Source organism: Streptomyces chromofuscus, assembly GCF_015160875.1.
Classification (GTDB): Bacteria; Actinomycetota; Actinomycetes; order Streptomycetales; family Streptomycetaceae; genus Streptomyces; species Streptomyces chromofuscus.
In genome coordinates this window covers 4,856,467-4,875,269 of record NZ_CP063374.1, presented here as the reverse complement: position 1 = coordinate 4,875,269, position 18,803 = coordinate 4,856,467, and the positions used below count along the sequence as shown (strand labels likewise).

General features: G+C 73.3%; 13 protein-coding genes. 3 read left to right on the top strand and 10 right to left on the bottom strand.

What is annotated here, in order from left to right; translation table 11 throughout:
• Window positions 1-175: 175 nt before the first annotated feature.
• Window positions 176-1,030 (bottom strand): bifunctional methylenetetrahydrofolate dehydrogenase/methenyltetrahydrofolate cyclohydrolase, encoded by an 855-nt coding sequence (locus IPT68_RS22075; protein ID WP_189700967.1) that lies wholly within the window; start codon window positions 1,028-1,030, stop codon window positions 176-178.
• Window positions 1,031-1,316: 286 nt separating this feature from the next.
• On the opposite strand from IPT68_RS22075, the gene IPT68_RS22070 reads away from it, so the two are divergent.
• Window positions 1,317-1,916, top strand: coding sequence for a hypothetical protein (locus IPT68_RS22070; RefSeq protein ID WP_189700968.1), 600 nt, complete (start codon window positions 1,317-1,319; stop codon window positions 1,914-1,916).
• A 317-nt stretch (window positions 1,917-2,233) separates the two neighbouring features.
• Here IPT68_RS22070 and purH read toward each other — a convergent pair whose 3' ends face one another.
• A complete protein-coding gene (gene purH, locus IPT68_RS22065) occupies window positions 2,234-3,799 on the bottom strand; it encodes a bifunctional phosphoribosylaminoimidazolecarboxamide formyltransferase/IMP cyclohydrolase (protein WP_189700969.1) in 1,566 nt (521 codons plus the stop codon).
• Window positions 3,796-4,434, bottom strand: coding sequence for a phosphoribosylglycinamide formyltransferase (purN, locus tag IPT68_RS22060; RefSeq protein ID WP_189700970.1), 639 nt, complete (start codon window positions 4,432-4,434; stop codon window positions 3,796-3,798). The genes purH and purN overlap by 4 nt, the downstream gene beginning before the upstream one ends.
• Window positions 4,435-4,774: 340 nt before the next feature.
• On the opposite strand from purN, the gene IPT68_RS22055 reads away from it, so the two are divergent.
• Window positions 4,775-5,575 carry a hypothetical protein gene (locus tag IPT68_RS22055; protein ID WP_189700971.1) on the top strand — a complete coding sequence of 267 codons (801 nt, stop codon included), beginning with the start codon at window positions 4,775-4,777 and terminating at the stop codon, window positions 5,573-5,575.
• On the opposite strand, the gene IPT68_RS35045 is transcribed toward IPT68_RS22055, so the two are convergent.
• Window positions 5,572-7,605, bottom strand: a complete 2,034-nt coding sequence (locus IPT68_RS35045) for a cell division protein PerM (protein ID WP_373300718.1) — start codon at window positions 7,603-7,605, stop codon at window positions 5,572-5,574. The two genes, IPT68_RS22055 and IPT68_RS35045, sit on opposite strands and share 4 nt — an antisense overlap.
• 96 nt (window positions 7,606-7,701) lie before the next feature.
• Between IPT68_RS35045 and IPT68_RS22045 the strand changes: the two genes are divergently transcribed.
• Entirely contained in the window at window positions 7,702-8,766 is a 1,065-nt protein-coding gene (locus IPT68_RS22045; RefSeq protein ID WP_189700972.1) for a helix-turn-helix domain-containing protein, read from the top strand.
• 124 nt (window positions 8,767-8,890) lie between these two features.
• Here the strand turns inward: IPT68_RS22045 and sucD are convergent, their stop codons facing one another.
• The 6 genes from sucD to IPT68_RS22015 all read right to left on the bottom strand — a co-directional run bounded on the left by sucD (window position 8,891) and on the right by IPT68_RS22015 (window position 18,737).
• A complete protein-coding gene (gene sucD, locus IPT68_RS22040) occupies window positions 8,891-9,775 on the bottom strand; it encodes a succinate--CoA ligase subunit alpha (protein WP_189700973.1) in 885 nt (294 codons plus the stop codon).
• 28 nt (window positions 9,776-9,803) lie between these two features.
• On the bottom strand, window positions 9,804-10,982 hold the full coding sequence (gene sucC, locus IPT68_RS22035; protein ID WP_189700974.1) for an ADP-forming succinate--CoA ligase subunit beta: 1,179 nt from the start codon (window positions 10,980-10,982) through the stop codon (window positions 9,804-9,806).
• 968 nt (window positions 10,983-11,950) lie between these two features.
• On the bottom strand, window positions 11,951-13,369 hold the full coding sequence (locus IPT68_RS22030) for a hypothetical protein (RefSeq protein ID WP_189700975.1): 1,419 nt from the start codon (window positions 13,367-13,369) through the stop codon (window positions 11,951-11,953).
• Window positions 13,370-13,649: 280 nt separating this feature from the next.
• A complete protein-coding gene (locus IPT68_RS22025; protein WP_189700976.1) occupies window positions 13,650-14,813 on the bottom strand; it encodes a hypothetical protein in 1,164 nt (387 codons plus the stop codon).
• A gap of 194 nt (window positions 14,814-15,007) precedes the next feature.
• A complete protein-coding gene (locus IPT68_RS22020; protein ID WP_189700977.1) occupies window positions 15,008-16,189 on the bottom strand; it encodes a VWA domain-containing protein in 1,182 nt (393 codons plus the stop codon).
• Window positions 16,190-16,223: 34 nt separating this feature from the next.
• The gene (locus IPT68_RS22015) at window positions 16,224-18,737 is read right to left on the bottom strand and encodes a DUF5682 family protein (protein WP_228039802.1); all 2,514 of its coding nucleotides are present in this window, start codon (window positions 18,735-18,737) and stop codon (window positions 16,224-16,226) included.
• Window positions 18,738-18,803 lie beyond the last annotated feature (66 nt).

Genomic DNA, 18,803 nt, shown 5'->3' with positions numbered 1-18,803 from the left:
GTTGGCCGACACATCCTTCGGCCGACGCGCGGAGCCGTTCGCCGACACACCCTCCGGCCCGCGCGCGGAGCCGTTCGCGGACTTGCCGTCCGGCACGTGCGCGCTGCCGTTCGGTGCGGCGCCGTTCCCGGCGGCAGCGTCCTCCCGCTCGGTGGCGCCCTTCTCCTCCGCCGACTCAGCCGACACTGCGCTCCGCCGCCTCGACCACGTTGACGAGCAGCTGGGCCCGGGTCATGGGACCGACACCCCCGGGGTTCGGGGAGATCCAGCCGGCGACCTTCGCGACGTCCGGGTGGACGTCACCCACGATCTTGCCCTCGGCGCTGCGCGAGACACCGACGTCGAGGACGGCCGCGCCCGGCTTGACGTCCTCGGGCCGGATCAGGTGCGCGGACCCGGCGGCGGCGACGATGATGTCCGCCCGCTTCAGGTGGGCGGACAGGTCGCGCGTACCCGTGTGGCACTGCGTCACCGTCGCGTTCTCGCTGCGCCGGGTGAGCAGCAGCGGCATCGGCCGGCCGATGGTCACGCCCCGGCCGACGACCACGACCTCCGCGCCCTTGATCTCCACGCCGTAGCGGCGCAGCAGCGTCAGTACGCCGTTGGGGGTGCAGGGCAGCGGCGCGGGCTCGTTCAGCACCAGCCGACCCAGGTTCATCGGGTGCAGCCCGTCCGCGTCCTTGTCCGGGTCCATGAGCTCGAGGATGCGGTTCTCGTCGACGCCCTTGGGCAGCGGCAGTTGCACGATGTAGCCGGTGCACGCCGGGTCATCGTTGAGTTCCCGTACGACCGCCTCGATCTCTTCCTGCGTCGCCGTACCCGGCAGTTCGCGCTGGATGGAGGCGATGCCGACCTGCGCGCAGTCGCGGTGCTTGCCGGCGACGTACTTCTGGCTGCCGGGATCGTCCCCGACCAGGATCGTGCCGAGGCCCGGCGTGACCCCCTTCTCCTTCAGCGCCGCCACGCGGGCGGTCAGATCGGACTTGATCGCGGCTGCGGTGGCCTTGCCATCGAGAATCTGGGCGGTCATGGACCCATCCTCCCGGATGACCGCCTCCCGGTTCCAATCCGGGTCGCCGGGTGGCCGTCCCGGCGTATCCCTCGCGTATCCCCTCATGTACGCCCTCATGATCAGTGATGTTGCACTTGCACAACACATGGCGAATGCGGCTGGACAAGCCGACCGTGGCTGAAGAACGATTGACGGCACAGTGCCGCGGGCTGTACCGGGGGGACGAACCGCATCTGCAGCACCCATTCCTCCGCATCGCGCCGCGTCGTCCCCGCACACCAGGCATCACGGAGGGAACACCGCCATGAGTTTCGGCGAGCCGAACAACCCGTACGGACAGCCGCCGCAGCATCCCCAGTCCCCCGGCTACGGCTTCCCCCAGCAGGGTCAGCCCGGTGTCCCTCCGCAGGGCTACGGCTTCCCGCCCGCACCGCCGGTCCAGCAGCCCTACGGCGGCGGTTACGCCCCCGGCGCCCCGGCGCAAATGCCCGGCATCACGCGCGCCGCGCAGATCATGCTCGGTGTGATCGCGCTGGCCCACGCGGTCATCGCGGTGCTGTACGGCGTCGCGCTCGGCGAGTGGGACCAGGCGATGGCCGATGCCGGTGTCTCCGGGGACGAGGCCGAGGCGATCGCCGACCTGGGCAAGGGCGTCGTGGTCTTCCTGCTCGGTCTGGCCACCGTCTTCGCGATCCTGGGCGTGGTGCTGCTGCTCCAGTACGCCAAGGGCGGCAACGGCGTCCGGGTCTGCTCGATCGTCTACGGCTCGTTCGCGATCGTCACCGGCATCGTCATGATCGCGGCGTACGGCATCGGGCTGATCATCATCGCGATCTCCATCCTGCTGATCGTCTTCTCCGCGAAGCGGGCCACCGCGGAATGGTTCCGCCGCCCGCGCTACTGACCGGTGGAGCGCTCGGCGCCGACCACCCGTACGACGGGAGACACGGCCTTCGTGCGTCGCCGTGCCCGGGGCCACCGAACCACCCGTCGCGCGTGCCCCGGCGGCGGCCCGCCGAGCCACCGGCCGCCCGTGCCCCGGCGCGGCGGCCACGACCCGCCCGTGTTCCGCTCCGGCGGAGGCCCCACCCCTCCGCCCCGCGTCATGGAGGCCCTGCCCCCGGCACGACCGCGGCCTCCGGCCCCCTCGCGGGAGGGCCGGAGGCCGCGGACCGCCGGGGCTGCCCGGCGGAACTGTGGGACGAGCGGGCTGAACCGGGGTCAGTGGAAGAAGTGCCGCGTCCCCGTGAAGTACATCGTCACGCCCGCCTTGCGCGCGGCCTCCACGACCTGCTCGTCACGGACCGAACCGCCCGGCTGCACGACGGCCTTGACGCCCGCCTCGGTGAGGATCTCCAGCCCGTCGGGGAAGGGGAAGAAGGCGTCGGAGGCCGCGTAGGCACCCTGCGCGCGCTCGGCGCCGGCCCGCTCCACCGCCAGCTTCGCGGAGTCGACCCGGTTGACCTGCCCCATGCCGACGCCGACCGAGGCGCCGTCCTTGGCGAGCAGGATGGCGTTGGACTTCACCGCCCGGCACGCCTTCCAGGCGAACGCCAGCTCCCGCAGTTCCTCCGCGCTCAGCGCCTCACCGGTCGCCAGCGTCCAGTGGGCGGGGTCGTCGCCGTCGGCCTGGAGACGGTCGGTGACCTGGAGGAGGGCACCGCCGTCGATCGCCTTGACCTCGACGGGGTTCGAGGGCGCGGCAGGCGCCTTGAGGACGCGGATGTTCTTCTTCCTGGCGAGGGCTTCCAGCGCGCCCTCCTCGTAGTCCGGCGCGACGATGACCTCGGTGAAGATCTCCGCGACCTGCTCGGCCATCTCCTTGCTGACCGGCCGGTTCACCGCGATGACGCCACCGAACGCCGACAGCGGGTCGCAGGCGTGCGCCTTGCGGTGCGCCTCGGCGACGTCGGCGCCGATCGCGATGCCGCACGGGTTGGCGTGCTTGATGATCGCGACGCACGGCTCGTCGTGGTCGTACGCGGCACGGCGGGCGGCGTCCGTGTCCGTGTAGTTGTTGTACGACATCTCCTTGCCGTGCAGCTGCTCCGCCTCCGCCAGGCCGCCGCCCGCGCCGTCCACGTACAGCGCGGCGGGCTGGTGCGGGTTCTCGCCGTAGCGGAGGGTGTTCTTGCGCTCCCAGGTGGCGCCCAGGAAGTCGGGGAACTCCGAGTCGTCGGCGGGCGCGTACGAGGACGCGAACCAGGAGGCCACCGCCACGTCGTACGCCGCCGTGTGCTGGAACGCCTCCGCGGCGAGCCGCTTGCGCGTGGCGAGGTCGAAGCCGCCGCCCTTGGTCGCGGCGAGGACGTCGCCGTATCGCGCGGGGCTGGTGACGACGGCGACGGAGGGGTGGTTCTTGGCGGCGGCGCGGACCATGGACGGGCCGCCGATGTCGATCTGCTCGACGCACTCGTCGGGGCTCGCGCCGGAGGCGACGGTCTCGCGGAACGGGTAGAGGTTGACCACGACCAGGTCGAACGGCTCGACACCGAGTTCCTGGAGCTGCCGCTGGTGGTCCTCCAGGCGCAGGTCGGCGAGGATGCCCGCGTGCACCTTGGGGTGCAGGGTCTTCACCCGCCCGTCCAGGCACTCGGGGAAGCCGGTGAGCTCCTCGACCTTGGTGACGGGGACGCCGGCGGCGGCGATGCGGGCGGCGGTGGACCCGGTGGAGACGAGTTCCACGCCCGCCTCGTGCAGGCCACGGGCCAGCTCCCCGAGCCCGGTCTTGTCGTAGACGCTGACGAGCGCCCGTCGGATGGCCCGCTTGTTGCTCTCGGCGGTCACTGGATAACTACCTTTCGTCCCTCAATGCGATAGCCGTTGCGGGCGAGCCGCCCCACGACCTCGACGAGCAGCCTTCGCTCGACGTCCTTGATGCGCTCGTGCAGCGCGCTCTCGTCGTCCTCGTCCCGGACCTCCACCACGCCCTGGGCGATGATCGGCCCGGTGTCGACGCCGTCGTCGACGAAGTGGACGGTGCATCCGGTGACCTTGGCGCCGTACGCGAGCGCGTCACGGACGCCGTGGGCGCCGGGGAAGCTGGGCAGCAGGGCGGGGTGGGTGTTGATGAGCCGCCCGCCGTACCGGGCCAGGAACTCCTTGCCCACGATCTTCATGAACCCGGCGGAGACGACGAGGTCGGGTGCGTACGCGGCGACGGCGTCGGCGAGGGCGACGTCCCACTCCTCACGGCTTGCGTGGTCCTTGACCCGGCAGACGAACGTGGGCAGCCCGGCCCGCTCGGCGCGCGCAAGCCCCTCGATGCCGCCGCGGTCGGCTCCGACCGCCACGATCTCGGCCCCGTACGCCTCGGCGCCCTCGGCCGCGACGGCGTCGAGCAGCGCCTGCAGATTGGTGCCGGATCCGGAGACCAGCACGACGAGGCGCTTGGCGGTCCTGGCCACGGGCTTGGCGGCCACGGTGGGGCCCTTTCTCGGGGAAGCGTTTGTATGGTCGTACGAATGCTTCGTGTCCCCGGATACGGGGAAGCCTACGAAGCGGTCGACCGTCAGCAACGATACCGGCACACCGGGCGGCCCCCACGGGACGGGGGCGTGGCCGGGAGGTAGCGTCTGGGACGAGCCGGTTCGGGAACGCGGTCCGGGCACCGTGCGTTCACCAGTAAGCAGCGGGATGCACCACCGACCAGCGCGATGCACCACCGTCGGCACGACGACCGTCGGGCCGACTGGTCCGTGGCCCGTTCCACGGCGGCCAGTTCCATACAGCCAGATTCATGCAAGGGAAGACGCTCACTTGATGCCGGACCGCAGTCTGCGACTCCTCACGCTCCCCCCGCAGTCGGTACAGGGGAGGAAGCGCAGCGGCGTGCTGCTGCGGGAGCGCCCCGCCTCGTCGTCCGACGCGTCCTCGGGCAACGCCGGCGGCGGCCAGCAGGGCGGTCCGGGCCAGGACGACAACCCGTTCGCACCGCCGCCGGAGGGCACGCCGGACCGGCCCTGGCAGCCGCGCCGGCCTTCCGGTGACAGCGAGGACTCCGGCGGCTCCGGCGGCTCGGACGGATCGCGGGGAGACGGCGGGCGTCCGACGTGGGGCAGCCAGTGGAGCGACCGTCAGCCCGGCCGCTCCTCCGGCGGAGGATTCGGCGACCGGCCCGGCGGCAACCCCGAACGACCGGGCGGCCCGACTCCGGGCATGCGCTGGGACCCCACGGACCCGGCCCAGCGCCGGGCACGCTACGCGCTGCTGGCGGGCATGTGGGCCTTCTTCTTCGCCCTGTTCAGCTGGACGTACGTGGCGCTGCTGCTGGGCGCGCTGGCGCTGTACTGGGGCGTCAGCGCCCTGCGCGCCAAGCCGCGCACGCCGTCGCCGGACGCACGGGCCGGCGCGACGCCGGCGCGCCCGCAGACCGCGGCGGCGGTGAGCGGCCTGGTCACGGCGTCGCTGGCGATCGCGCTCGTCGGCGCGTCGTTCGCGGCGCAGATGGTGTACCGCGACTACTACACGTGCACCACTGACGCCCTCACGAACGAGGCCCGGCAGGCGTGCAGCGAGCTGCTGCCGGAGCAGTTGCGCAAGGTACTGGGGGCCAACGCCTAAGACGGGTCGGCTCCATTCGCCGGGTTCGTCCGCTCCTCCGGATTCGTCGGGTCTGTCGAGGTTTCCGGGTCGATCGAGTCCCCCGGCACCGCTGGATCCGTCGGCTCGGCCGTCTCCGCCGCCTCCATCGTCTCCAACGCCTCCATCTTCGCGGAGATTTCACGCAACGCCGCCCAGCGGGCCTCGCGGGCGGCGTCGTCGTACGTCCAGGGCGGCGAGGGGCTGAGGGGGAGAGGCTCGTACGCCTCGTAGGTGTCGTCCAAGCCGTCGGCGTCGTACGAGCCGTCGGATGCGTACGAGCCGTCGGCGTCATAGAAGTCGTCGGTGTCGTCCGAGCCGACAGCGGCGTGGGAACCTTCAGCCCCGTAGAAGTCTTCGGCGTCGTGCGAGCGGTCAGCATCCTCCAAGCCGCCCTCGGCGTCGTCGGCCGCGTACGTCCCGTAGGTGCCCTCGGCGTCGTCGGCCGCGTACGTCCCGTAGGTGCCCTCGGCGTCGTCGGCCGCGTACGTCCCGTAGGCGCCCTCCGCGGCGCCGGACCTGTCCGGGTCGGGTGCCGGCTCGCGTGACGCGGGAACGCGCGGCGGACCGGATTCGGCATCCTTCGACGCCGTGCCGGTGTCCGCGGTCGCGCCGGACGCCTCGACGCGCGCCGCAGCCCTCTTCTCGCCCTCCGCCACCTGCCGCTTGCCCGTGGCCGGCACCGGCGCCCCACCCTCCCCGGCGCTTTCGCGGCAGCCCCACCACCGCGCCGCCGCGGCCACCGGCACCCCGACCAGCGCCACCCACGCCACCGTCGCCCCCGCCACCTGCCACCACACCGGACCGAACCGGGCCAGCGCGTCCACTCCCAGCGGGCCGCCCGCCGATCCGGCCAGCACCGCGAGCCAGCCCCCGCACAGCAGCGCCGCCGTACCGGCCTGTCCCACGGTCCGCTGCCACGACCAGGGCCGCCCCGCCTCGGCCCCCTCCGCGACCGCCGCCCGCGCCGTGAACCAGCCCACCGTCACCCCGGCCGCCAGAGGTACCGCGCCGGCCGCCCAGTGCAGCGGCGTACCGGATCCCGCCCCCGGCACCGCCGCGAGCAGCGGAAACGGCGGCAGCAGAGGGGCGGGGTCGGAGGACAGCGGCCCCGCGACCTGCCCGGCGCTCAACGCGAAACCGGGCCCCAGGGCATACGCCGCGCCCCACACCGCCGCGTTCGGCACCAGCGCCAGACAGAGCAGCAGTACCGCGAAACGGCCGGACCACCCCTCCGTGAGCTGGGCGAACGCCACCCGGGCGGCCGGGCCGTGCCACACCAGCGACACCGCCACCAGCAGCGCTCCACCCCCGACCAGCACCGCGGCGCCGGCGGTCGCCGCCCGCGCCGAGGCACCGAGCCGCGCCCGGGTCCGCGCGCCGGGGAGGGCCCGCCGCAGTGGTCCCAGCAGCTTCAGCACGCCGTTCACCGGCCGGCGGGGACGCCCGTACGCCGTCCACACCCCGGCCCCGGCCGCGCCCACGGCGACGAGCGGTACGCACACCGCCGTCCCTTCCCAGTCCGGACGCAGCACGCCCTTCGCCGTGTACGCCGCGACCGCGCACCCGACGGCGAGGTAGCCGAGCACCACCCCGGCCCAGGCCGTACGCCCGGCGACCAGGGGCGCCGGGCCGTCGTCCCCGTACGCGCCGTCCACCGCGTCGCGGGCCGCCCGGTGCAGCAGCCACACCGGCAGGGCGAACAGCAGCATCGGCGTCAGTCCCACGGGAGCGGGGACGCCGGAGAGCGTGTCGGTGCGGACGAGTTCCGCGCCGTGCGCCAGCAGCCACAGGGCCGCGGCGACGTGCAGTGCGCCGCCCGGCCCGCTGTCGGGATAGGGCGAGCTGATCCACAGCACCATCACCAGCACGGCGAACGAGCCCAGCCCCAGCCCGGCCGCGACCACGCCCGCCAGCAGGCTCGGAGCCAGTCCGGGCGACCGGCGGCGCGTCCGGGGGAGCCGGGGGGACAACGGCGATCGGCGGTCGGTCATCAGGATCACGACGGCCATGCTCCCAACGACACGCGCTTTCCCGTCGTAACAGGCAAACCACCGAAGTGTCGCTCAATATGTGCTTATGTGCTTTTTCGTACGAAGGGGTGACCTGTGACACAGAGCCCTGCAACCCCGCTTCCCCCGCCCAAGGAGCGGCGACGCCTGCGCGAGGCCGCCTCCCTGACGCAGACTCAGGTCGCGGCCCGGATGGGCGTGTCCAAGGCGACGGTGCGGGCGTGGGAGTCCGGTCGCACGACGCCCAGCGGCCCGAGGGCGGAGGCGTACGCGCACCTGCTCGCCTCCCTCGCGGACGAGCCCCCGCAGCAGCAGGCCGCCGTGGACCCCGAACGGTGGCCCGGACTGGAACCGGACGCCGAGCCGCTGACACCCGATCAGGCCTTCGACGCCCTCTACGCGTTCTGCGCGCCCGGCCTCGTCCGGCAGACGTATCTGCTCACCGGGCGGCGCGAGCTGGCGCGCGAGTCGGTGGAGCGGGCGTTTCAACTCGCCTGGCAGCGGTGGCCGGAGGTGGCCGTCGACCGGGACCCGGCGGGCTGGGTGCGGGCGGCGGCGTACGAGTACGCGCTCTCCCCCTGGCACCGCTTCCGCCCCCGTTACCGGCATCCGGAGCCCCCGCCGGCCGACGTGCGCGACCGCACGCTGCTGAACGCCATCCTGAGCCTGCCGCCGCCGCACCGCCGCACCCTCCTCCTCTACGACGGTGTGGGCCTCGACCTGCCGGAGACCGCCGCGGAGACGGAGGCGACCACCCCGGCGACGGCCGGCCGCCTGCTGCACGCGCGCCAGGCCGTCGCGTCCCGCCTGCCCGACCTCGCCGACCCGACGGAGCTGCAACGGCGGCTCGCCGAAATGGCGTCCACGGAGCAGCTGCGCGCGGCCCGGCCCGCCGTGGTCCGCACCGGCGGCGAACGCCGGGCGCGGTTCTGGACCAGGGCCGCCATCGCCTTCACCGTCACCCTGATCGGCGCGACGGCACTGACCCTGCGAACGGCTCCGACGCAGTACGAGCCGCCGGTGGCCCCCGGTGAGACCGTGCGGGGCGTGCCCCCGCGGGCGGCGCCCGGCCCGCTCTCGCACGAGCAGCTGGAGCTGCGGGAGAAGCTGCGGCAGGTGATGGTGAGCGGGCCGGACCGGTTGGTGCCGGAAGCGAGGTGAGCACGCGGTGTGCGTGAGGTGAGCATGCGGAAGGGCCCGCCCCCGCGGCCGAGGTGGCCAGGGTGCGGGCCCTTCTGCTGTGCTCCGCCGAGCGCGCCGGTCTGCCGGCGCATGCGGCGCCGTGTCAGCCGGCGAGGATCTCGCGGGCCAGCTTCGCGGTCTCGGTCGGGGTCTTGCCGACCTTGACGCCCGCGGCCTCCAGGGCCTCCTTCTTCGCCTGGGCGGTGCCCGACGAACCGGAGACGATGGCGCCCGCGTGACCCATGGTCTTGCCCTCGGGGGCGGTGAAGCCCGCGACGTAGCCGACGACCGGCTTGGTCACGTTGTCCTTGATGAACGCGGCCGCGCGCTCCTCGGCGTCGCCGCCGATCTCACCGATCATGACGATCAGGTCGGTGTCGGGGTCGTCCTGGAAGGCGGCGAGGGCGTCGATGTGCGTGGTGCCGATGATCGGGTCGCCACCGATGCCGACGGCCGTGGAGAAGCCGATGTCGCGCAGCTCGTACATCATCTGGTACGTCAGCGTGCCGGACTTCGAGACCAGGCCGATGCGGCCCGGCTTGGTGATGTCGCCCGGGATGATGCCGACGTTCGACTGGCCCGGGGTGATGATGCCGGGGCAGTTCGGGCCGATGATGCGGGTCTTGTTGCCCTTCTTGCCGGCGTACGCCCAGAAGGCGGCCGTGTCGTGCACGGCGATGCCCTCGGTGATGACGACGGCGAGCGGGATCTCGGCGTCGATGGCCTCGACGACCGCGTCCTTGGTGAACTTCTCCGGCACGAAGATGACGGAGACGTTGGCGCCGGTCTTCTCGATGGCCTCCTTGACGGTGCCGAAGACGGGTACCTCGGTGCCGTCGAAGTCCACGGTCTGACCCGCCTTGCGCGGGTTCACGCCGCCCACGACGTGGGTGCCGTCACCGAGCATGAGCTTGGTGTGCTTCATGCCGGTGGCACCGGTCATGCCCTGGACGATGACCTTGCTGTCCTTGTTGAGCCAGATAGCCATGGTGTGTTGGTGTCCTCGTCCTGAGTGCTTACTTGGCGGCGTGGGCCAGCTCGGCGGCCTTGTCGGCCGCGCCGTCCATGGTGTCGACGCGCTGGACCAGCGGGTGGCCCGCGTCGGTGAGGATCTGTCGGCCGAGCTCGGCGTTGTTGCCGTCGAGGCGGACGACGAGCGGCTTGGTGACCTCCTCGCCGCGGTCCTCGAGGAGCTTCAGGGCCTGGACGATGCCGTTGGCGACCTCGTCGCAGGCGGTGATGCCACCGAAGACGTTGACGAAGACGGACTTCACGTCCGGGTCGCCGAGGATGATCTCGAGGCCGTTGGCCATGACCTGGGCGGAGGCGCCACCGCCGATGTCCAGGAAGTTGGCCGGCTTGACGTTGCCGTGCTTCTCACCGGCGTACGCGACGACGTCCAGGGTGCTCATCACGAGACCCGCGCCGTTGCCGATGATGCCGACCTCGCCGTCGAGCTTGACGTAGTTGAGGTTCTTCTCCTTGGCGGCCGCCTCGAGCGGGTTGGCGGCAGCCTTGTCGTGCAGCTCGTCCCAGTCGTGACGGAACTCGGCGTTGTCGTCCAGCGACACCTTGCCGTCGAGGGCGATGACCTCACCGGAGGCGACCTTCGCCAGCGGGTTGACCTCGACGAGGAGGGCGTCCGACTTGATGAAGGTGTCCCACAGCTTGACGAGGACGTTCACGACCTTGTCGGCGACCTCGGCCGGGAACTTGGCGGCCTCGACGATCTCGCGGGCCTTCGCCTCGTCCACGCCGTCGATGGCGTCGATCGCGATCTTGGCGACGGCCTCCGGGCGGGTGGCCGCCACCTCCTCGATCTCCATGCCGCCCTCTACGGAGGCGATGGAGAGGAAGGTGCGGTTGGCGCGGTCGAGGAGGAAGGAGACGTAGTACTCCTCGAGGATCTCCGGAGCGGTCTCGGCGATCATGACCTTGTGGACCGTGTGGCCCTTGATGTCCATGCCGAGGATGTCCGTCGCGCGGGCGACGGCCTCGTCCGGGGTGGCCGCCAGCTTCACGCCACCGGCCTTGCCGCGGCCACCGACCTTCACCTGCGCCTTGACGACGGACTTGCCGCCCAGACGCTCGGTGATCTCGCGCGCCGCCTCAGGCGTGTCGATGACTTCACCGGCCAGCACCGGTACATCGTGCTTGGCGAAGAGGTCCCTCGCCTGGTACTCGAACAGGTCCACGCGCTTCCGTCCCTATCAGTGATCTCGCGGTTCGTTGGATGCGTGGGCGTGCCGCGAAGGGCAACGTGACGACCGCATGTGTCACAAGGGAAGCGCACACGGTGTCCGAGCGCGCGGCATGTCCGTCTCGCAGGTTATCTCTGCTTGCGGGGGGCCTCTAAATCGCGGGTCACACCTGAGCGGTGATACCTGTCACATGATGCCGCGCTCACTGGCACGGGGTGCCGTGAGTCGGCGGGCCTGGTGCTGGGGTGCTGGTCGTCGGGCCCGGTGATGGGGTGCTGGTCGTCGGGCCTGGTGGTCGGGTCTGGTGCCGGTGGTCGGGTCTGGTGCCGGTGGTCGGGCCTGGTGCCGGTGGTCGGGCCTGGTGCCGGTGGTCGGGCCTGGTGCCGGTGGTCGGGCCTGGTGCCGGTGGTCGGGCCTGGTGCCGGTGGTCGCGTCTGGTGCCGGTGGTCGGGTCTGGTGCCGGTGGTCGGGTCTGGTGCCGGTGGTCGGGTCTGGTGCCGGTGGGCGGGTCTGGTGCCGGTGGGCGGGTCTGGTGCCGGTGGTCGGGCCTGGTGCCGGTCGTCGCGTCTGGTGCCGGTCGTCGCGTCTGGTGCCGGTGGTCGGGCCTGGTGCCGGTGGGCGACGAGGCCGGGCGGGGGGCGCCGGTGACGGCGCAGGGCCTCACCGGGCTGGGGTTGACCCGGTGAGGCCCCTCTGGCTGCCCCGGTGGGGTGCTGATGCTTCCCCTGGGGCTTCGGTCCGGCGATCCCCACCCCAATGGGGACCGCCGGACCCCGTCCGCAGGGTTCCGTCCGGACGAGCCGACGGCTTCGGCCGTGCGTGCCGGGTGCCTGCGGGGTCGGAGCACGCCGTGGGGGGCGTGCGGCTTTGGGAGTGCGCCGTGGCTCTCCTGGAGTGGGTGCCAGCTGCCGGCACGCCTGGAGTGGCGCGCCACGGGCTGAGGCGCACAGGGCGGGGCGGGGTCAGACGCGGTGGCGGAGGTCCTGAGTGCCGTGGACGTGGCCCTGGGCGTTCCCCTGGACGTGGCCCTGCGCGTAGCCCGGCATGAGTGACTCGGCGACGCCCTCCGCGCCGGTGACCGCGTGGCCGGTCAGCGTGCCGCCGGTGGACTGCACGGTGCCGGTCAGGTCCCGCGCGAAGGGCGCGACGCCGCCCGCGACGCCCCCGGTGAAGAAGGTGGCCTCACCGACCACGCCGCCCGCGAAGGGACCGGCCTCGCCGGTCGCGCCGTACGCCGGCGCCGCCGCGCTGCCGCCGACGCCCTCGACCACCGGCCGTACGGTCTCGGTCACGACGTCGACGAGCGGCTGGACCGCACCCGCGACGCCGTCCACGAACACCGGCACCTCTCCCGTCACGCCGTCGGCGAACCCGCCGGCCTGCCCGCCGACGCCGTGCACCAGCGGGGGTACGTCGCCGGCGACCCCGTGGGCGAAGCCCTCGACGTCCCCGGTCACGCCGTGCGTCAGTCCGCCCGCGTCCTCGACGGCCTGCCCGGCGACGGGCACGACACCCCGCACGGCGGTGTGCGCCACCGGCGGCAGTACGGCACCCGTGGCGTCGGCAGCGACGCCACCGGCGAGCCCGGCGGCGTACGGCGGCACGCCGGCGACGACCCCCCGCGCATACGTGGGCACGTCCGCGGCAACACCCTCCGCCAGCGCCCGCACGTCACCCACCACACCCCCGGCCACGCCACGCGCGCCCGTCACCGCCTCACCGGCGATCGGCCCGACTCCCGCCACGGCGGATCCGGCCACCGGCGGCACCACAGCCGCCCCCGTCTCCGCGGCGACCGACGCGGCCGTTCCCGGCACCCCTGCCACCGTGCCCGTCACACGCCCCGGCACCCCGGCGACGCTCTCCTTGGCGGCTCCGGCCACCGCACCGGTCTCCCCCTGAGCGGCGCCGACGAGCCCACCGGCCCGCCCCTCGACCCCGGCGACCGCTCCCCGCGCCACCGCGTCCACCCCCGCGGCGGCCCGCTCCGCGCCGGCGACCGCGTGCTGCGGGCGCTCCAGCTCGGGCGCGAACGCGGAGAGCGGACCGAACAGGTAGTCGATCGCGTCCTGCGGGCCGGCCGTAACGGAGTCGGACACGTCGTCCCCGGCCGACGCCGTGGCCCGGGACAGGGACTCACCGGTGACGTGCTCGGTCGCGTGTGCGGCGGTGTCCTCGGTGGTGTCCTCCACGGCCTCGCCGACGCCGCCGGCAACCCGGTCGGTGCCCTCGGCGGACGCGCCCTCGGCGTCCATGGTGGTGTCCGACACGGAGAGGGAGGAGGCGGGCAGTTCGTCGGCGCTCGCGACAGCGGACCCGAATGCCCACGCGCCGGTCACTCCGGCGGCTATGACGATGGAACGACGGATGTTCTTGTTCATTGCGTGCGTCTGATCCTTTGCGTGTGGACGTCCGGGAAGGGACGTCCGAGGCACGAGCCCTCAGTCGGTCAGCCGGACAACGGCGACCTCGGGTCGGGGCTCCCACCAGGGGACTTGGGGACCATCCGGCACCGTCTCCGGGCACGTTCGCGGTCACTGGGGACCGGCGAGATCTTCGGAGACGACTCCGGCGGCTTCCGTCCACCGGCCAGGACGGGCCGGGACGGTCGGGCAGACCTGTTCCGCCGCCGCGCGGCGGTCAGGCGGGGGGAGGCCTGCCCTAGCCGGGGAAAACGGGGACGTCCCCGTGCCGGTCCCGCGTCCCGTCGGCCTCGACGCCCACGGCCGCACCCGGTACCAACCACAACAGCGCACGCTGACTCACCGTCACCGCGGGCGCGTCACCGTGCCGAGACGAACCGCTGTCCGCCGCCGACCGACTGCCCAGCGCCCCGTCGCCACGACCGGCCGGCGCTTGCTGCGCGAGCGCGTACTCCCCGCCGGCGCCGCCACGCTGCCGAACCTGTCCGCCGTCCACCGCGGTACCACGACCGCCAACGACGGCGACGCCGAGCTCCGGACCGTGGAGGCCCACCAGCCCCGCCACACGTCCCCGCTCCTCCGAGCCACCGTCAGAGGCCGAGCCCTCAGCCCCACCCGGCAGCGCCACCGCCGCGTCGGGGAGCGGCACGGTCCACCCCGGAAGCTCGGACACGACGGGAAGCTCAGGAACGCCGGGGACGACTGAAGCCTCGGGCGCGACGGGGATGCCGGGCACGACAAGAACGTCGGCCAACGCAGGGGCATCGGGAAGCGCCGGGATCCCTGGGAGCGCCGGGATGGGAATGAAGGAGGCTGTTTCGGGCGGGCCGGAGACGTCCAGCGCGTCGGAGAGATCAGGTACGTCCGAGAGGCCGGACGGCTCAGGCAACCCGGGAATGTTCGGCACCGACAGCGACTCCGGCCGCGAAGGCGACGCGGGCGGCACCGCCCCCAGCCCCCGGGCATCCGCCCCCAGCCCCCGGGCATCCGCCCCTTGCCCCTGGGCATCCGCCCTTTGTCCCTCGGCATCCGCTTCCGGCGCCTCAGCGCCCACGCCCTGCCCCGCGGCCCAGGCCGACCGACCGGCCACCGTCCTCACGGCATCCCGGGCCGGCGGAGCGACCTGCTCACCGACGGACCGCCGGACACCCTCGACGACCCGCTGCCCACCCGGCACCGCGGCCACCGGCTCGGTCACCGAAGCGGCCACCGGCGCAGTCACCCGCGCCAACACCCCCGAGCCCGGCTCCGGGGTCCCTTCAGCCGCGTCGGCCCGCTCCCCGCACAGCACTCCCAGGGCGAACAACGCACCCACCATCAGGACCAGGTGCGGCGCACGCCGCCCCACCGCCACGCGCGACACACGCGTGGCGGCACCGGACAGTGCGGCTGACCAGATCAAGAGGGGGAGGATCCTCCCGTGCGGCGGAACGAATCACGCATGCGACGACTTCGCGGAACGGGCGAGCGGGGCAGCACCGCACCGCTGACGAGGCGTCGATCCTTGCACGTGACTCCGGAGGTTGCGCAAGCCCCCTATTACCGATGGGTAGTCATACCCCCTTTGCATACGCTCACCCATTCCTCCCCCGGTCGTCACGCCGTGTCCGGTATCGGCAGCGGGCGCTTCTCGATCGCCGCCGCCATCACCTCCGGGAACAGGTCGGGCGTACACGCGAAGGCCGGCGCCCCGAGCGCCGCCAGCGCCGCGGCGTGCTCCCGGTCGTACGCGGGCGCCCCCTCGTCCGACAGCGCGAGCAGCGTCACGAACTGCACCCCCGCCCCCTTCATCGCCGCCACCCGCTTCAGCATCTCGTTCCGGATCCCCCCTTCGTAGAGGTCGCTGATCAGGACGACCACGGTCTCGGCGGGCCGGGTGATCTGCGACTGGCAGTAGGCCAGCGCGCGGTTGATGTCCGTGCCGCCGCCCAGCTGCGTGCCGAAAAGCACGTCGACCGGGTCATCGAGCTGGTCGGTGAGGTCGACGACCGCCGTGTCGAACACCACGAGTCGCGTGGATATCGTCCGCATGGACGCCAGCACCGCTCCGAACACCGACGCGTACACCACCGACGCCGCCATGGATCCCGACTGGTCGATACAGAGGATGACCTCCTTCTTCACTGACTGGGACGCCCGCCCGTAACCGATCAGCCGCTCCGGTACGACCGTTCGGTACTCCGGCAGGTAGTGCTTGAGGTTGGCCGCGATCGTGCGGTTCCAGTCGACGTCGTGGTGGCGCGGCCGGTTGATGCGCGCGCTGCGGTCGAGCGCGCCGCTGAGGGTGGCCCGGGTACGGGTGGCGAGTCGCTTCTCCAGGTCCTCGACGACCTTGCGCACGACGGCCCGTGCCGTCTCCTTCGTCGTCTCCGGCATCGCCTTGTTCAGCGACAGCAGCGTGCCGACGAGATGCACGTCGGCCTCCACCGCGTCCAGCATCTCCGGCTCCAGCAGCAGCGCGGACAGCCCGAGCCGGTCGATGGCGTCCCGCTGCATGACCTGCACGACGGATGACGGGAAGTACGTCCGGATGTCGCCGAGCCAGCGCGCCACGGACGGCGCCGACGCGCCCAGTCCGGCCGAACGCTCCCTGCCCGTCTGCGGCTTGTCCCCCTTCCCGTAGAGCGCGGCCAGCGCCCCGTCCATCGCGGCGTCCCGCCCCCCGAGCGCACACCCAGTACCGTCCGCCGCGTCACCGCCCAGCACGAGCCGCCACCGCCGCAACCGCTCCCGCCCGGCGTCGTCCGCCCCGTCCCCGCCCAGCGCCTGTGCGGTCATACGTCCTCCTCCCCACGCACGCCTCGGCTCCCCCTCATCCCGCCACCCCCACCAGCTCGGTGATCTCCTCTTCTCCGGCCCCGTCCAGCCCCAGCAGCAACCGCACCACCGGGAGCACGGCGTCGGCACGCTCGGCGTCGAGGCTCGCGCCGAAGCCCGGTATCCCCGGCCCCGCCGTCTCGGTGCTCCCGCGCTGCCCCGGCCCCCGCCGAACCAGCTCCCCCAGCGTCCTGCGCACCCCCGGCTCGTACGCCGAGAAGGTCCGCCGCAGCAGGGGCAACACGTCCGTGAACGCCTCTGCCGAGACCGCTGTCAGCCAGCCGTCGACCAGCCCCAGCAGCCGTTCGTCGTGCACCAGCAGCATCCCGCCGCCGCCCCCGCCGACGAACCCCTCGATCCACGCGGCCGCGTCCCCCGGCGGCGTCCCCGGCGACAGCACCAGTCCCATCGACCGCGCCGCCTCGTCCTGCGCCAACTCCCCGTCGTCGAGCAGCAGCCGCACCGCACGCCCCCGGATCACTCCGGGCACGGTGTCCCGCGCGGAGAGCACCCGCAGCACCGCGTGCCACCGGCCGCGCAGCTCGCCGTGCCCCGCAGCCGGGGCCTCGCCGAGCAGCCCCACCGCCGTGTGCACCGCGTCCACATGACGCCGCATCTCCTCGGCCGCGTCCGTGTCGAGCGCGGCACAGGCGGGCGGCAGCCCGACGAAGACCCGCTCGGCCAGGCCCGCGGCGACCTCCGCGAGGGCGCCGGTGTCCGTGCCGCGCACATCGCCGTAGCGCAGCGAGCGGACCAGGGCCGGCAGCGCCTGGGCGAGATGGCCGACGTCCGTGTCGAGGGCCGCCCTGTCGGCGAGGATCCGCATCACCGCCGGCAGGGCGTCCGGCAGTTCGGCCAGCAGGCAGCGCTCGGCGAGCCCGGTGACCTCGGCGAGGCCGTGCGCCGCCACGGCGTCGGCCTCCGCCTTGGCGGTCGCGGCGGCGAGCACCGTCGTCCCCCACACTCCCGCCTCGGCGACCCGCACCGACAGCTCCGGCTCCCAGCGCAGCCGCCAGGTCTCCCGGAAGGTCCCCCTGCTGCCCCGTGACGTCACCGGTTCGCCCCACGCCACGCCCAGCAGCCTCAGCCGATGGAGCAGCCTGCTGCGTCCGGCATCGGTCTCCTTGCGCAGATCGAGCTCCAGCTCCCGCTCCAGCGCCTCCGGTTTCAGCCGCAGCCGGCGCTGGAGCCGGGCGAGGTCCCGCTGCAACGGCACCGCCGGCGCAGCCTCCGGCACCTCCCCCAGCACGTCGCCCACGACCAGCCGGTCGTGCACCAGCGACAGCGGAACGTCCGACCCCTCGCACATCACCGCCCGCACGGCGTCGGTCGTCTCCCCCAGCCCGGCCAGTGGCCGACCGCGCATCACGGCGAGTGTCTCGGCCAGCCGCACCGCCTCGATCACGTGCGCCGAGGAGACGGTGCGGTCTTCGGCCCGCAGCAGTACCGCCACCTTGGTCATCCACCGCTCGACCGGCCGGTCCGGCGCCGTGAAGAGGTGCCCGTACCACCCCGGCGAGTCGATTCCCGCGCCGTACCCGCTCGCCCGCGCCAGCCGGCGATGGGTCCACGGCACCCACGTCATGTCGGCCTTGACCTTGGGCAGCCCCTTCACCAGCGCACGGTCCGCCGCGACGGTCGGCTTCTGCCGGAGCGCGGGCACGTGCCACGCCCCGCAGACGACGGCCACACCGCCCCCGAACTCACGCTGAGCGGCCCGCACTTGCAGCCGCATGTACGCCTCGCGCACGAGGTCCCGGTCGTGTCCCCCGCTCCCGTACACCTCGCGCAGCGCCCCCATCGCCTCCTCGACCACGGCGAACGGAGCGAAGGCGTCGCCCGCGCCGAGCCCCCGGTGCTCGACGACGTCCTCCCACCAGCGCTCGGCGTCGTCATAACCGGCGGCCTCGGCGAGCACACCGAGCGGATCGATCCGCACGCCGGCCTGGGTGCCGGAACCGGCGTCGGGCCCGTCATCGGCGTCGGAGTCGGTGCCGCGATCAGTGCCTGTGCCGGTGCCGCCACGGTCATCGGCGCCGGAACCCACACTCGAGTCGCCACCGGCATCGGCATCGGCCGGAGCAGCGGGTTGACCCCCACCGTCCCCACCGCCCCCCTCCACAGCCGACTCCCCCTCCGGCCCGCTCCCCCACACCAGCGTGTGCGTGGCCGGCAGGTCGATGAAGCGGGCCGGAACTCCCTGCTCCAGAGCCCACCGCATCGCCACCCACTCCGGTGAGAACTCGGCCAGCGGCCAGAACGCCGAACGCCCGGGCTCGTCCACGGCATGGGCGAGCAGGGCGACAGGCGGCCGCATGTCCTCGTCGCCGGCCAGCGGAATCAGCGCGTCGGCCTCGGGCGGCCCCTCGATCAGCACCACCCGCGGCCGGGCGGAGTCCAACGCCGCCCGCACGGCCCGGGCCGACCCCGGCCCGTGATGCCGTACGCCGAGGAGCAAAGGCTCGTCGCCGGTCCACCCGCCGCTCCCGGCGTCGTCAACGCCCGTCACACCGTCCCCCTCGCCTGCGGGGCCATCCGAGGTCGTCGTCGCCCACCGCGCCGATGCACACGCGCC